Origin of the sequence: Mesorhizobium sp. M1227, assembly GCF_040318315.1 — a bacterium.
GTDB lineage: Bacteria > Pseudomonadota > Alphaproteobacteria > Rhizobiales > Rhizobiaceae > Mesorhizobium.
This window is the reverse complement of sequence record NZ_JAMYLZ010000002.1, coordinates 333,698-346,640: the sequence shown is the minus strand read 5'-3', so window position 1 is coordinate 346,640 and position 12,943 is coordinate 333,698. Positions and strand designations below refer to the sequence as shown.

The following is a 12,943-nucleotide window of genomic DNA, read 5'->3' as shown; positions in this document are numbered from 1 at the left end:
ATGTTGAAGTCTCCTGCCCCGGAAACTCGCGAAGCCTCGCATCTGTTTTATCTATCCAGCCTGCGCCGGCCGCTGATCGACCGCGCCGAAGGCATCTACATGTGGACGCAGGATGGCCGCCGCTTCATCGACGGATCGAGCGGTCCGATGGTTGCCAATATCGGCCACTCCAATCGCAACGTGCTCGACGCGATGAAACGGCAGATGGACCGCGCCACCTTCGCTTACCGTCTGCATTTCGAGAACGAACCGGCCGAGGAGCTCGCGCGGCAGCTGGCCGCCAAACTCCCTGAAGGCATGGACCGCATCTTCTTTGTCTCCGGCGGCTCGGAAGCGACCGAATCCTGCATCAAGCTGGCGCGGCAATGGGCGGTCGCCACCGGCCAGCCCAGCCGTTGGAAGGTGATCTCGCGCTTTCCCTCCTATCATGGTGGCACGCTCGGCGCGCTCGCCGTTACCGGCGACGATGCGCTGTCCGAAACATTTGTGCCGGTGATGCAGATGATGCCGACCGTGCCGGCGCCCATCGCCTGGCGCGACCGCGACAATCTTTCGATGGAACAGCGCGGCATCCGCTACGCCGACATGCTGGAGGAAAAGATTCTCGCCGAGGGACCGCAGAGCGTGCTCGCCTTCATCATGGAGCCGGTCGGCGGCGCTGCCACGGCAGCACTGGTGGCGCCCGACAGCTACTATCCGCGCATCCGCGAGATTTGCGATCGCTACGGCATCCTGCTCATCCATGACGAGGTGATGAGCGGTGCCGGCCGCACCGGAAAATTCCTCGGCGGCGACCACTGGAACTGCAAGCCCGACATCGTCGCGCTGTCGAAGGGGCTGGGCTCGGGCTATGCGCCGCTCGGCGCGCTGGCGGCACCGATGCGGCTGGTGCAGCCATTGCTCGCGTCGGGCGGCTTTCAGCACGGCCACACCTACGCCGGCAACCCGCTCGCCTGCGCCGCCGGGCTCGCCGTACTCGGCGAAATGGACCGTCTCGGCCTGATCGCCAATGCGGCTGACATGGGCGAGCTTTTGATGGACGAGTTGAAGCGATTGGCGAAGCGGTTTCCATTCATCGCCGACGTCCGTGGCAAGGGCCTGCTCACCGGTGCCGAGATGCTTGCGGATCCCGACACTCTGAGGCCGATCGAGCCTGCAAAGAAGGCCACCCAGCGGCTGCTCGACCTCGCCTATGAGCGCGGCCTGATCATCTACGGACGCAAGGTCAAGGGCGGCGTCGACGGCGACAATTTCATGGTCGCGCCGCCGATGATCGTCACCGCCGCGCAGATCGGCGAGATCATATCCATCATCGGCGACTCGCTCGAGGTGCTGGCCGGCGAGCTCGACCTGCCGGTCGAAGGCTGAGAGGCGAACCATGGCGTCGCGAAAAGTCATCATCACCTGCGCCATCACCGGGTCGGTACACACCCCGTCGATGTCGCCGCATCTGCCCGTGACGCCGGACCAGATCGCCGCAGACGCGATCGCCGCCGCCGAGGCCGGCGCTTCGATCCTGCATCTTCATGCCCGCGACCCTAGGGATGGGCGGCCGACCGCCGACCCCGAGGTGTTCATGCAGTTCCTGCCGCGCATCAAGCAGGCGACCGACGCGGTGATCAACATCACCACCGGCGGATCGTCGCTGATGACGCTCGACCAGCGGCTGGCCGCGCCGCTCAGGGCCGAGCCGGAAATGTGTTCGCTCAATATGGGTTCAATGAATTTTGCGCTGTTCCCGATGCTCGAGCGGCCGCGAGAATGGCAGCACGAATGGGAGCCGAAGCTGCTCGAGGCTACCCGCGACACGATCTTCAAGAACACCTTTGCCGATATGGAGACGGTGCTCGAGAAGCTCGGGCGTGGTTGCGGCACGCGCTTCGAATTCGAGTGCTACGATGTCGGCCATCTCTATTCGCTGGCGCATTTTCGCGATCGTGGACTGGTGTCCGGACCTTTATTCATCCAGTTTGTTTTGGGCATTCTTGGCGGCATCGGCGCAGATCCAGAAAACCTGATCCATATGAAGCGCATCGCCGACAAACTGTTCGGCGACAGCTACCGGTTTTCGGTGCTGGCCGCCGGACGCCACCAGATGCCGATGATCTCGATTGCGGCGGCGATGGGCGGCAATGTCCGCGTCGGGCTGGAGGACAGCCTCTACGACGGGCGCCAGCTCGCCAAGTCCAATGCCGACCAGGTGCGCTGCATCCGCAGCGTGCTCGACGGATTGTCGCTGGACGTCGCGACGCCGGCCGAGGCGCGGCAGATGCTGGCGCTCAAGGGCGGCGACCGCGTGGCGTTCTGAGATGCGAACGTGACCAACCCACCGTCAAGAGACATTGTCATCCGGCCCGGGACCGTCGAGGACGTCGAAACGATCCACGCCGCGCTCCTGCGGCTCGGCGCGCATGTCGGCGCACATCAGGAGATCACCTCGACGGCTCAGGATCTCCGCACCTATGGCTTTGGCGAAAAGCCTGCCTTCTCAACCTTGATCGCCGAAGTCGGTGGCGAATTTGCCGGGCTGTGCCTGTATTTCCCGATCTTCTCGACATGGATGGGACGGCCCGGCGTCTATGTGCAGGACCTCTATGTCGAGGACCGTTTTCGTGGCCGCAGGATCGGCGAACGCCTGCTGCGCCGGGTCGCGGCGCAATGCCGGAAGGACGGCGGCGCCTATCTCAGGCTGTCCGTCGATACCGACAACGAGACCGCCAAGGCTTTTTACGAACGATTGGGCATTGCCTGGTCGAGCTACGAGCAGGTGCAGAAGATCGTCGGCGACGCCTTTTTCGCCTTTGCCGATGCACCGGAGGAGCCAACATGAAAGCCTTCTATGCCGAAGAACAGAAGCGCCACGACCCGAAGGCGTTCCTCTCAAGCGGCGCGCCGCAGCCCAATCCGGAAAAGCCGGAACGGGTCGAGCGATTGTTGGCCGGCGCAAAGGCTGCCGGCTGCACGATCGAACGGCCGCGGGATCACGGGCTCGGCCCGATTGCCGCGGTACATACGCCGGAATATCTCGATTTCCTTCACCATATCTTCGCGCGCTGGCAGCGCATCGAGGGCGCCTCGGCTGAGGTCATCCCCAACATCCACCCGATCGCGCGGAACGGCTCCTATCCGGCCTCGGCGGTCGGCCAGGCCGGCTATCACATGGCCGACACCGCCTGCCCGATCTCCGGCGAGACGTGGCAGAGCGCGCTTTGGAGCGCCTGGAGCGCGGTTGAAACCGCCGAGGCGGTGATGTCGGGAGCGCCGGCCGCCTATGCGCTGTGCCGGCCGCCCGGCCATCACGCCTTTGCCGATGTCGCCGGCGGCTTCTGCTTCATCAACAATTCGGCCGTCGCTGCACAGGTTCTGCGCAAGCAGGCGGCGCGGGTGGCGATCCTCGATGTCGACCTGCACCACGGCAACGGCACGCAAGGCATCTTCTATGCCCGGCCGGACGTGCTCACCGTGTCGCTGCATGCCGACCCGGTGCGCTTCTACCCGTTTTTCTGGGGCTATGGCGACGAGCGCGGCGAAGGCGCCGGCCTCGGCTACAATCTCAACCTGCCGCTGCCGCGCAAATCCGGCGATGCAGCGTTCCTCGAAGCGCTGGAGGCATCGTTCCAGCGCGTCAACACCTTCTCGCCCGATGCGCTTGTGGTGGCGCTGGGGCTAGATGCCTTCGAAGGCGATCCGTTCGGCGGGCTGTCGGTGAGCACGCCTGGTTTTTCGCGCATTGGCGAGGTGATCGCCGGGCTCGGCTTGCCAACGGTCATCGTCCAGGAAGGCGGCTATCTCTGCGACGAGCTCGGCGACAATCTCACCGCCTTCCTCACCGGTTTTGGCGGCGCCCACAAGCGATGATCCGCCCGCGAGGGCCGCTCAGGATCGTTCCTGCCTCAGCATGGCGACAACGCGGTGCACGCTCTCCAGCGTCTCGTCGATTTCGGCTGAAGTGTTGTAATGAGCGATGCCGATGCGCACCACCCCCTGCTCGGCCGGAATGCCGAGCTGGTGGACGATCTCCCAGGCGTAGTTGTGGCCGGACCACAGGAAGATGTTTTCGGCATTCATCTGCCGCACGATCGTCTCCGGCACGATGCCTTCGACAGTGAACGACACCGTCGGCACACGCTCATTGATCCGCTTCGGATCGGTGATGCCGTGGATGGTCAGGCCGGCAATATCCGACAGACCGTCGATCAGCTGTTGCGCCAGCGGGTTCTCGTAAGCGATTGAAACTTCGAAGGCCTTGGCGATTTTCAGCCGACGCGATCCTTGCGCGCCGGCTGCCGCGCCCAACTCGGCAAAATAATCGACAGCCGCCGACAGGCCGGCCATCAATTCAATTTGCGGCGTGCCGAGCTCGAAGCGCTCCGGCAAGGCATTGGACGAGCAACGGCATTTATACGGCTTAAGCGCATCGATAACGTCCAGCCTGCCCCACAAAATCCCCATATGCGGGCCGAAGAACTTGTAAGCCGAGCAGATCAGGAAATCGCAGCCGAGGTTTTGGACGTCGATCAGGCCATGCGGCGCGAACTGGACGGCATCGACGTAGACCAACGCACCAGCCCGCCTGGCGATGCCGGTCAACGCCTTCACCCGGTTGATCGACCCGGTGAGATTGCTGGCGTAGTTGAGCGCGACGAGCCGCGTCCTCTCGGAAAGCAGCGCGGCGAGCGCCGCCTCTTCGATCTGCCAGCTCTGCTGGTCGAAGGGCAGCCAGCGCACGACAAGGCCAAGGTCTTCTGCCAGTTGCAGCCAGGGCGAGACGTTGCCCTCATGGTCCATGCGGGTGAGGATGATCTCGTCCCCGGGCTTCATCGTGCGGCCGAGCGTTCGCGACATGTGGTAGGTCAATGTCGTCATGTTGGCACCGATGATAATTTCCTGCGGGCTCGCAGCGCCGAGAAAATCCGCCATCGCCAGATGGGCCTCGTCCCCGATGCCTTGTGCTGCAACGGTGGTGTCGAAGAAGCCGCCGAGGTTGGCATTCGTGGTCAGCAAGCAACGCGATACTGCGTCCCCCACCGCCTGCGGGACCTGCGTGCCGGCAGGATTGTCGAGATAGATGCGCCGGCGGCCCTTGTCGGTCAGCGACAAAGCCGGAAATTTCGCGCGCACCGCGTCGATCCGGAAGTCCACGGCTGTTCCCCTCTCCTTATGACGATCGGACAACCACGTCCCGACGCATCAAGGGCACGGATTGCCGACGCGCTGGTGGATCGCATCAACGGCTTTCTGCATGTCCTCGGTCCAGACCACGTCGGCGGAAGAGAGCGCCATTTCGAGTTGCGAAATGGTGGTGGCGCCGATGATGTTCGAGGTGACCAAGGGCCGGTTCGAGACATAGGCATTGGCAAACAGCGCCGGCTCCATGCCGAAGGTGCGCGCCAACCGGTTGTATTCGAGCTGCACGTCGGCAGCATTCGGAGTCTCGTAGCGCTGGCCGCGGTTGAACAACTGCGAGCGCGAGCCCTGCGGCCGCGCGCCATGATCGTATTTGCCGGTCAAATAGCCTTGCGCCAGCGGCGAATAGGCAAGCAGCGACACCTGCTCGCGCTCGCAGACTTCGGCTAGGTTCACCTCGAAGGTGCGGTTGACGAAATTATAGGCGTTCTGCACGGAGGCGACGCGCGGACCGAGGCCCTTGTCGGCTTCGCCAATGAAACGCATGACGCCCCAGGAATTCTCGTTCGACAGGCCGAAATGGCGGATCTTGCCGGCCTTCACCAGTTCATCGAACACGGCAAGCGTCTCGGCGATCGGCGTCTCGCCCTCCGGCACGCCGGCGGCATCGGAGCGTCGCGGCACGGCGCCGATGCGGTTCGGATTGGCGCCCCACGGCACGTCGCGTTCCGGCCAATGGATCTGATAGAGGTCGATGTAATCGGTGTTGAGCCTGGCGAGTGACTTATCGATAGCGTCGAAGATATCGGCGCGCACCAGCCTAGACGGGCGGTCGCCGCGAAACCAAGTGTTGGCGGTACGACCAACTACCTTCGAGGCGATGATCACCTGGTCGCGATTGCGCTTTTTCTTCATCCAATTGCCGATGAATGTCTCGGTACGGCCTTGTGTCTCCGCCTTGGGCGGGATCGGATAGAGTTCGGCGGTGTCGATGAAATTGACGCCGCGAGCAAACGCCAGATCCATCTGGGCGTGACCGTCCGCCTCGGTGTTCTGCTGGCCCCAGGTCATCGATCCGAGGCAGATTTGCGACACGAAAAGATCGGTCTGGCCGAGACGGCGTTTGTGCATGGAGTTTCTCCGGCGGGAATTTTGCGCGGCTGCGCGAGGAGGAAGCAATAGCATACAGGAAAGCGTCGCCCGCTTCCAAGCCCACCGACGGCAGGCCAGGCGACTTTCCCAGGACGCCGGCGGACGGAGTTTATCCCTGCGGCTAACAAAAAAGCCGGACTGCATGTGAATGCAGTCCGGAATTTCGCCAGGAATGGCGAGGAAAAACCGGCCAAGTGCCGGCACTGACTCTACGGTCGAAGCGCCACAGAAGTTTCGCCGGAACAGCCGAATTATGTCAAAAAAGATCGGGGCAGCATGGCTGCCATGCGGATGCTGCACTGCACAATTGTCATGATCTGCCTATATTGACGGCCGTGGAGGTTCAATAAAGGGGCTTGAATCATGGGATTCTTCACTGAAATGTTCGCCCGTCCGCGTCCGCGGGAACAGCTGCGCTATCGCGCGGCACTGGCGCTGCTCCATTCGATGAGCAATGCCGATCGCGCCGATATCGGCGTCAAGGCGTCCGATTTCCCGCGCATCGCCCGGGAAATGTCGCTGCGCTAAACAGTGCACCGCGAGATATCCCGGCGCGGCCGGGATATCTCCCGAGCGAATCTCAACGCAATCCGAGGAAAATCGACTTGCCCAATGGCACGCCGTTGTGACGCAGGATGTCATAGGCGGTGGTCAGGTGGAAATAGAAATTGGGCATGGCGGCATGCAGCAGATACTGCATTCCCGGCATCGACACCTCGCGCCCCGCAAGCCTCAGTTCGACCATTCTGTCATCTGAACCATCGAATTCGGCCGCCGAGAACGTGGCGAGTAGATCGAGCGTCTTGGTTATGCGCGCCTGCAGCTCGGGGAAGCTCGCCTCATTGTCCTCGTATTTTGGCACCTCGCGCCCGGCAAGCCGCGACGGCGCGCCCTTGGCGTGATCGGTGGCAATCTGTACCTGCCTGGTCAGGGCGAACATGTCCGGCGCCAGCCTCGCCGTGAGATACACCTGCGGGTCGATCTTGCGGTCAGCCGCATTTTGCTCGGCAATGTTCAGCACATTGGCTAGTGCCTTCAGCCTCGCCGAAAATACCGGCACGGATGCTTCATACATTGATATGGTCACAAGAAATCTCCACGCGGCCCGACTGCCCACGGCGAGAGGTAGCGCTTTCGCAGGCGATTGTTCAAGCGTCACCACGCCGCCGCAATCGATATGATAGGATTTTTCATCGAGTGGAGGTTCCCGATGAGACGCGCCTTGTTCGCAGCGACCGCTTTTTTCTCCCTTGCCGCTACCAGCCAACCGGTGCTCGCCGCCGACGCGCCTTACATAGACGACAGGTCGGATGCCGAAGCGGTCATCCGGTCGCTCTACAGCGCCATCAGCCGGCACGAGTTCGCGCGCGCCTGGGACTATTTCGGCGACACCAAGCCGGCTAAAGATTTCAACTCCTTCGTCAAAGGCTATGACGGCACCGACACGGTCGAAGTCAAAACCGGCGGCGTATCCGAAGACGGTGCTGCCGGCAGCATCTACTACAGCGTTCCCGTCGCCATCCGGGCGACGGCCAAGGACGGCAGCGAAAATGTCTTTGCCGGTTGCTATACGCTGCGCCAGATCAATGCCTCGATCCAGGAACCGCCATTTCGCGCAATCTTCATCGACAAGGGTGCGCTGAAACCCTCAAAGGCCGATTTCGAAGATGCCGTGCCGGCAAGCTGCGGCGAAGGACAGCCGCCGCCGAAGAAGGACGCAGCGCTTGAGCAGGCCAACAAGGCGTTTGCCGCGACTTATGGCGACCAGTGCGACAAGGACATGCCCGGCGGCGATCCGCGAGGAGAGCCGGACGCCTACTCGCTCCGCTACAAGGATGCGGGGGCGGCCGAAAACGAGCCCGAACGCGAGACACGGCTGTTTCGCTTTTTCTGCTCGATGGCCGCCTACAATGAGAGCGCAGTCTATTACATCTACGACGACGTATCGGGCGTCCGGCAATTGCAATTCGCGTCACCGGAACTCGATATTCGCTATGAGAACAACAATAGCGAAGGCAAGGTCGAGGGCATCAACATCATCGGCTTCCAGACTGACGACCAGTTGGTCAACTCCGAATATGACGAGGCCACCAAAACGATTTCATCCTTGAACAAGTGGCGCGGCGTCGGCGACGCCTCGTCGGCCGGCACCTACCTGTTTCGCCACGGCAATTTCTCGCTGGTGCAGTATGAGGTCGATGCCTCTTATGACGGCGAGATCAACCCGCAGACCGTGCTCGACTACAACACCGCGCCCTAAGGGACGTTCGATAACATCCAGTTGAGTGTGCCTCGCCAGTCGGTCATGCGGATCGGCGTGCCATGTGTGCCGGTCTCGAAGCGGACAAAGCGGGTCGGGTAGGCTTTCGATTTGCCCAGAATCGATCGGAAGAAGGCTTCCTGTTTCTCGATTGGAAACACCGGGTCTTTGCTGCCCTGGCCGAAGAAGACCGGCACACGGCGCTTGAATGCGGAGCTTGAGAAGAAACTCTCGTCCCACAGCGAGCCGAGCAGCAGCAGCCCGTCGATGCGCCCGCCGGTGTCCTTGCGGGCGGCCAGCTTCCAGCACAACGCGCCGCCCATAGAGCCGCAGGCGACGAAGATTTTTGCGCGCGGCGACTGTTCGGCATAGTGGCCGATCAATGCGGCGATCTGGGCGGCACCGGTGTCGCCGAAATCGGAAAAATCCGGCGACAGATAGAGGCCGCCATTACCGGCCATCAGGTTCTTGATACGGTTGAAATTGCCACCGAAAGTGAAATCGTCAGCACCCTGCTTACGGCTGCCGCCCTGCCCGTGCAGATAAAGCACGATGATGCTGGCGCCCCCGGTCTTGCCGACAGCAATGTGGCGGACATCGCCTGCATCGGTCGGCAGCAAGAGATCCTGCTGCACCTTACGCACGCCGGTGTCGGTGTATTGCGCGTGCACACGACGCTCAGGCACTTCGTCACGAGCGTTGATGTCGCGCAGCTCACGATAATCGACAACCGTATAGGCGCCGTTGTTTTCGGACGAGAGCGTGCCCGGGTAGGCGAACAGATCGTCCTTGAAGGGTTTGAGTTCGAGAGCGTTGGCGTAGGCGGCACAAGAGAGCGACAAAAGAATCGCCATCAGCAGGGCCGGGAGGCCGAAGGGAGGCAAGCGGAACCGGAAGCAGGAACGAAAGGCCATCCCTCAGCCATGCGTTTTTCGGCTTCGGTTTGTCAATCCTGCAGCACGCCGCCGACGCCTTCCAGCGCCTCGCGCGTGTCGACGTCGACGGCTGCCCCTTCGCCGATCTCGACATCGATGACGTCTAGCCCTTCGGCCTCGACCAGATGGCGGGCGCCGGTATCGCCTTCGAGGTGAGCGATCGCGGCAAACAGCGAACGCGGCAGCAGCACCGGATTGCCGCGCCGCCCGTCGTGCGAGGCCCGCACCACCGATCGGCCTTCGGACCTGCGGAACGCCTCAATCAGCCTGTCGAGGTCGGCCGAGGCGACGCCGGGCATATCGCCGAGGACAATCATGGCGCCGGCGGCGTCGCCGGAAATCTTGGCGATGCCGGCCTTCAGCGACGAAGACAGACCCTCGCCGAAATCCGGATTGTCGGCGAAGGTCACATCGAGGCCAGACAGTGCATCGCGCACGCGCTCGCGCTGGTGGCCAGTGACGACGATAGTGGCCCCGGCTTTCGAACCGACCGCGCGTTCGGCAGTGCGACGGACCAGCGGCTTGCCATCGAAGAGCGCCAAGAGCTTGTTCGGCCCGCCCATGCGGCTGGAGCGGCCGGCGGCCAGAAGCACGATCTCGACCTTTGGTTCGGCTTTGGCCGGCAATGGCTCGCGCGGCTGCGGCCGCGTCGGAATTTCCATCAACAGCCCGCCGACACCCATGCCGGCAATATCCCTGGCGGTCACGTCGAGACCGGCGATCAGCCGGTCAAGCACCCAGTCGAAGCCGTTCTCCTTGGGACTGCGGGCGCAGCCCGGCGCACCGATGATGCGCTTGCCGCCTAGAGTGCCTAGCACCAGCAGATTGCCGGGATCGACCGGCATGCCGGCGCGGATGACAGTGCCGCCTGCCTTTTCGATGGCAGCGGGAACGACGTCGCCGAAATCGGCCATCGCCGAGGCGCCGAAGATAACCACCATATCGTTGTCGCGGATCAGCGAGGCCGCAGCCTCGGCGACGGGGATAATTTCATGCAGGGTTCGACGCTCCGCCGTCAGCCTGCCGCCCGAACGCGCCAGGCGCGCTTCGGTGACGCGCAGCGTCTTGTCGAGCACGCTGGGTTTGATGCCGGGCAGCACCGTCTGGATGACGCCGACGCGCACCGGCTGATAGGCGTTGACCGCAAATATCTCGCCGCCGGCGCAGATCCTTGCCACGGCATCGACCAAAGCGGAGGCGACCGCAAATGGGATGATCTTCACCGTTGCTACCATCTGACCTTTTTCGACCGGCGCATGCTGCGCGAGCGTGGCGATGGTGATCGTCGGATCGACGGCGTTGATGGCGTTGATCATCGCCGCGTCGACGGTGAACATGCCGGCAGCCTGCGCGTGGAGGTTGACCCTGCCGGTCGCGGCGGGCTTCGCCTCGATGTTGCGATGGATCATGGATGCGGCGATCTTTTCGGCAGCGACGTCCTCGCTGAGATCATCGGGCGCCAACACCGCCGCTACGACCTCGGAAATGCCAGCGGCCTTCAACAGGGACACATCCCCGGCGCTTAGCCTGTGCGCCTTGCGGAAGCGGCGCTCTCCGACTGTGGTGGCGTGCGCAAGCACTGCCCCTTCGGCCGTATCGATCGCAACGGGACCAAATTTCACGCGACCGCGCCTTTGGATTCGAGGCCGCGGGAGCGAAAGGCGTGGATCGCTTGCGCCAACACCGCGACGGCGATCTCGGCCGGGCTGGCAGCCCCAATGTCGAGGCCGATCGGGGCATGAATGCGGGCGATCTGGTCGGCGGTCGCTCCCGAAGCCAGCAGGCGTTCCACACGTTTGGCGTGGGTCTTGCGGCTGCCGAGCGCGCCGACATAAAAGCAGCCGGCGTCGAGCGCCGCCTTCAGCGCGAAATCGTCGATCTTCGGATCGTGGGTGAGAGCAGCCAGCGCCGTATAGCTATCGAGCGGCTGACGCGTCAGCACATCCTCTGGCCATTCGGCATGCAGCGCGATATCGGGAAAACGATCGGGCGTGGCAAAGGCCGTTCGCGGATCGATGATCTCGACAGGATAGCCGGCGATCCTGGCCATCGGTGCCAGCGCCTGGCTGATGTGGACGGCGCCGATGACCACCAGGCGAGGCTGCGGCAGATGTGCGTTGAGGAAGAAGGTCCGTCCCTCAGCTTCGACCGAACCGGAATTGCCCGTGCGAAATGCCTTGGCGACGGCCGCCCCGAGTTCGCCGGCTACCCGGTCGCCCTCGCGCACGACACGGTCGCGGCCGTCGCCGAGATCGGTGACCAGGATTGCCGCGCGGCGGGCGCGGCGTTCGGCGTTGAGTGTCTTCAGCGCATAGGGATCCATTCGAGATCAACCCAATCTTTCTACATAGACCTTGATGCGGCCGCCGCATGACAGGCCGACTTGCCAGGCGGTCTCGTCTGCGACGCCGAATTCGAGCATTTTGGCCTTGCCGCTATCGATAACATCGACCGCCTCGGCGACCACGGCGCCTTCGACGCAGCCGCCCGAGACGGAGCCGTGGAAATTGCCTTCGGCGTCGATGACCAGGTGGCTGCCGACCGGGCGCGGCGCCGAGCCCCAGGTCTCGACCACGGTGGCAATGGCGACATCCTTGCCGTCCTTCATCCAGCCCTCCGCGATGATCAGCGGGTCGCGGGCCTCATCGAGATAGATACTGCGTTCCATGATTTTCTCCCTGGCAGACATGTGGTTATGCGACGCGCTTCACGCCAGCCTCGATCCACGGGCGCGCGTCGACCGAACGCATAAAAAACAGCACGGTTGCCAGCGACCGGTCCGCCACATAATCCGCACGGGTCAACAGATCGAGCGTCTCGTCGATCGTCCGCGGCGCCGGACGCGGTTTTCAACTCGGTCATCCTGTCTTCGCCGACGCGGCCATCTGAAAGCCTCTACAAAGCGTGGTACCCGCGGTTGTGATAGATCAGCGGCCGCAAATTATCGCCGATGCGCAAACCTGTAACCTTGCCAAAAAGCACACGGTGGGTGGCCAGATCCTTGGAGTCGATGAGTTCGCAGTCGAAGACGGCGAGCGCACCCTTCAGCGTCGGCGCACCGGTCGAGATCACATCCCATTCGGCCAATGCGAAACGCTCCTCGACCGGCAGGCCGGTAATGCCGGAAAAGCCGATCGACAGCGGCTCCTGATCCGAAGCCAACGTGTTCAGGGCAAATTTGCCGTTTTCCACGAACGGCTCGTTCTTGGGATTTTCACGATTGAGGCAAACCAGGATGGTTGGCGGCGTATCCGACACCGAGCAGGCCGCGATCACCGTTGCGCCGCGCCTGCCGGCAGGGCCATCGGTGGTGATTACATGCACATGGCCAGCAAAATGGGCCATCGCGTCGCGGTAGGCCTGCGGCCCGATGTCATTCTTCTTCAGCACCGATGATTTTCCACTAGTCAGAACCAACCGTTATATATGGGGGGATATTGCAGGCCACAAGCGAAGTGCTTGACCTATA

Annotated in this window: 14 protein-coding genes and 1 pseudogene; 6 read left to right on the top strand and 9 right to left on the bottom strand. The window is 62.9% G+C overall.

Going from position 1 to position 12,943, the window contains the following annotated elements:
* From NKH28_RS04980 to NKH28_RS04965, 4 genes are read left to right on the top strand one after another with little or no spacing between them, the layout of a single operon-like run.
* Positions 1–1,368, top strand: a complete 1,368-nt coding sequence (locus tag NKH28_RS04980) for an aminotransferase family protein (RefSeq protein ID WP_352978026.1) — start codon at positions 1–3, stop codon at positions 1,366–1,368.
* 10 nt (positions 1,369–1,378) lie between these two features.
* Positions 1,379–2,308 carry a 3,5-dioxohexanoate:acetyl-CoA acetone transferase gene (gene kce, locus NKH28_RS04975; protein ID WP_352978024.1) on the top strand — a complete coding sequence of 310 codons (930 nt, stop codon included), beginning with the start codon at positions 1,379–1,381 and terminating at the stop codon, positions 2,306–2,308.
* Between the two features lie 9 nt (positions 2,309–2,317).
* Positions 2,318–2,830 carry a GNAT family N-acetyltransferase gene (locus NKH28_RS04970; RefSeq protein WP_352978022.1) on the top strand — a complete coding sequence of 171 codons (513 nt, stop codon included), beginning with the start codon at positions 2,318–2,320 and terminating at the stop codon, positions 2,828–2,830.
* A complete protein-coding gene (locus NKH28_RS04965) occupies positions 2,827–3,858 on the top strand; it encodes a histone deacetylase family protein (protein WP_352978020.1) in 1,032 nt (343 codons plus the stop codon). The genes NKH28_RS04970 and NKH28_RS04965 overlap by 4 nt, the downstream gene beginning before the upstream one ends.
* An 18-nt stretch (positions 3,859–3,876) precedes the next feature.
* Here the strand turns inward: NKH28_RS04965 and NKH28_RS04960 are convergent, their stop codons facing one another.
* Both NKH28_RS04960 and NKH28_RS04955 read right to left on the bottom strand, forming a co-directional pair.
* Positions 3,877–5,142 carry a cysteine desulfurase-like protein gene (locus NKH28_RS04960; RefSeq protein WP_352978018.1) on the bottom strand — a complete coding sequence of 422 codons (1,266 nt, stop codon included), beginning with the start codon at positions 5,140–5,142 and terminating at the stop codon, positions 3,877–3,879.
* A 48-nt stretch (positions 5,143–5,190) separates the two neighbouring features.
* The gene (locus NKH28_RS04955; protein ID WP_352978016.1) at positions 5,191–6,258 is read right to left on the bottom strand and encodes an aldo/keto reductase; all 1,068 of its coding nucleotides are present in this window, start codon (positions 6,256–6,258) and stop codon (positions 5,191–5,193) included.
* A 384-nt stretch (positions 6,259–6,642) separates the two neighbouring features.
* Between NKH28_RS04955 and NKH28_RS04950 the strand changes: the two genes are divergently transcribed.
* The gene (locus tag NKH28_RS04950) at positions 6,643–6,807 is read left to right on the top strand and encodes a hypothetical protein (protein ID WP_352978014.1); all 165 of its coding nucleotides are present in this window, start codon (positions 6,643–6,645) and stop codon (positions 6,805–6,807) included.
* A 52-nt stretch (positions 6,808–6,859) separates the two neighbouring features.
* Here NKH28_RS04950 and NKH28_RS04945 read toward each other — a convergent pair whose 3' ends face one another.
* Positions 6,860–7,366 (bottom strand): DUF1993 domain-containing protein, encoded by a 507-nt coding sequence (locus tag NKH28_RS04945; RefSeq protein WP_352821321.1) that lies wholly within the window; start codon positions 7,364–7,366, stop codon positions 6,860–6,862.
* A gap of 123 nt (positions 7,367–7,489) precedes the next feature.
* Here NKH28_RS04945 and NKH28_RS04940 point away from each other — a divergent pair, with 123 nt between their 5' ends.
* Positions 7,490–8,539, top strand: a complete 1,050-nt coding sequence (locus NKH28_RS04940) for a DUF1176 domain-containing protein (RefSeq protein WP_352838452.1) — start codon at positions 7,490–7,492, stop codon at positions 8,537–8,539.
* Here NKH28_RS04940 and NKH28_RS04935 read toward each other — a convergent pair.
* From NKH28_RS04935 to NKH28_RS04915, 6 genes and pseudogenes are all read right to left on the bottom strand, one after another.
* Positions 8,536–9,393 carry an alpha/beta hydrolase gene (locus NKH28_RS04935; RefSeq protein WP_352978012.1) on the bottom strand — a complete coding sequence of 286 codons (858 nt, stop codon included), beginning with the start codon at positions 9,391–9,393 and terminating at the stop codon, positions 8,536–8,538. The genes NKH28_RS04940 and NKH28_RS04935 overlap by 4 nt on opposite strands.
* A 92-nt stretch (positions 9,394–9,485) precedes the next feature.
* Positions 9,486–11,096, bottom strand: coding sequence for an NTP transferase domain-containing protein (locus NKH28_RS04930; RefSeq protein WP_352978011.1), 1,611 nt, complete (start codon positions 11,094–11,096; stop codon positions 9,486–9,488).
* Positions 11,093–11,797, bottom strand: coding sequence for an XdhC family protein (locus NKH28_RS04925; RefSeq protein WP_352474019.1), 705 nt, complete (start codon positions 11,795–11,797; stop codon positions 11,093–11,095). The genes NKH28_RS04930 and NKH28_RS04925 overlap by 4 nt, the downstream gene beginning before the upstream one ends.
* Positions 11,798–11,803: 6 nt before the next feature.
* Positions 11,804–12,142 carry an XdhC family protein gene (locus NKH28_RS04920; protein WP_352474017.1) on the bottom strand — a complete coding sequence of 113 codons (339 nt, stop codon included), beginning with the start codon at positions 12,140–12,142 and terminating at the stop codon, positions 11,804–11,806.
* Positions 12,143–12,227: 85 nt separating this feature from the next.
* Positions 12,228–12,336: pseudogene (locus NKH28_RS34430) on the bottom strand (AAA family ATPase); the annotation flags it as partial.
* A gap of 33 nt (positions 12,337–12,369) precedes the next feature.
* Positions 12,370–12,864, bottom strand: coding sequence for a flavin reductase (locus tag NKH28_RS04915; protein ID WP_352836813.1), 495 nt, complete (start codon positions 12,862–12,864; stop codon positions 12,370–12,372).
* Positions 12,865–12,943: the final 79 nt, after the last annotated feature.

Bases quoted from the DNA above. Each gene is read 5' to 3' on its own strand.
- NKH28_RS04980 (WP_352978026.1), top strand. From the start codon at position 1: ATGTTGAAGTCTCCTGCCCCGGAAACTCGCGAAGCCTCGCATCTGTTT.
- kce (WP_352978024.1), top strand. From the start codon at position 1,379: ATGGCGTCGCGAAAAGTCATCATCACCTGCGCCATCACCGGGTCGGTA.
- NKH28_RS04965 (WP_352978020.1), top strand. From the start codon at position 2,827: ATGAAAGCCTTCTATGCCGAAGAACAGAAGCGCCACGACCCGAAGGCG.
- NKH28_RS04955 (WP_352978016.1), bottom strand. From the start codon at position 6,258: ATGCACAAACGCCGTCTCGGCCAGACCGATCTTTTCGTGTCGCAAATC.
- NKH28_RS04950 (WP_352978014.1), top strand. From the start codon at position 6,643: ATGGGATTCTTCACTGAAATGTTCGCCCGTCCGCGTCCGCGGGAACAG.
- NKH28_RS04940 (WP_352838452.1), top strand. From the start codon at position 7,490: ATGAGACGCGCCTTGTTCGCAGCGACCGCTTTTTTCTCCCTTGCCGCT.
- NKH28_RS04935 (WP_352978012.1), bottom strand. From the start codon at position 9,393: ATGGCGATTCTTTTGTCGCTCTCTTGTGCCGCCTACGCCAACGCTCTC.
- NKH28_RS04925 (WP_352474019.1), bottom strand. From the start codon at position 11,797: ATGGATCCCTATGCGCTGAAGACACTCAACGCCGAACGCCGCGCCCGC.
- NKH28_RS04920 (WP_352474017.1), bottom strand. From the start codon at position 12,142: ATGGAACGCAGTATCTATCTCGATGAGGCCCGCGACCCGCTGATCATC.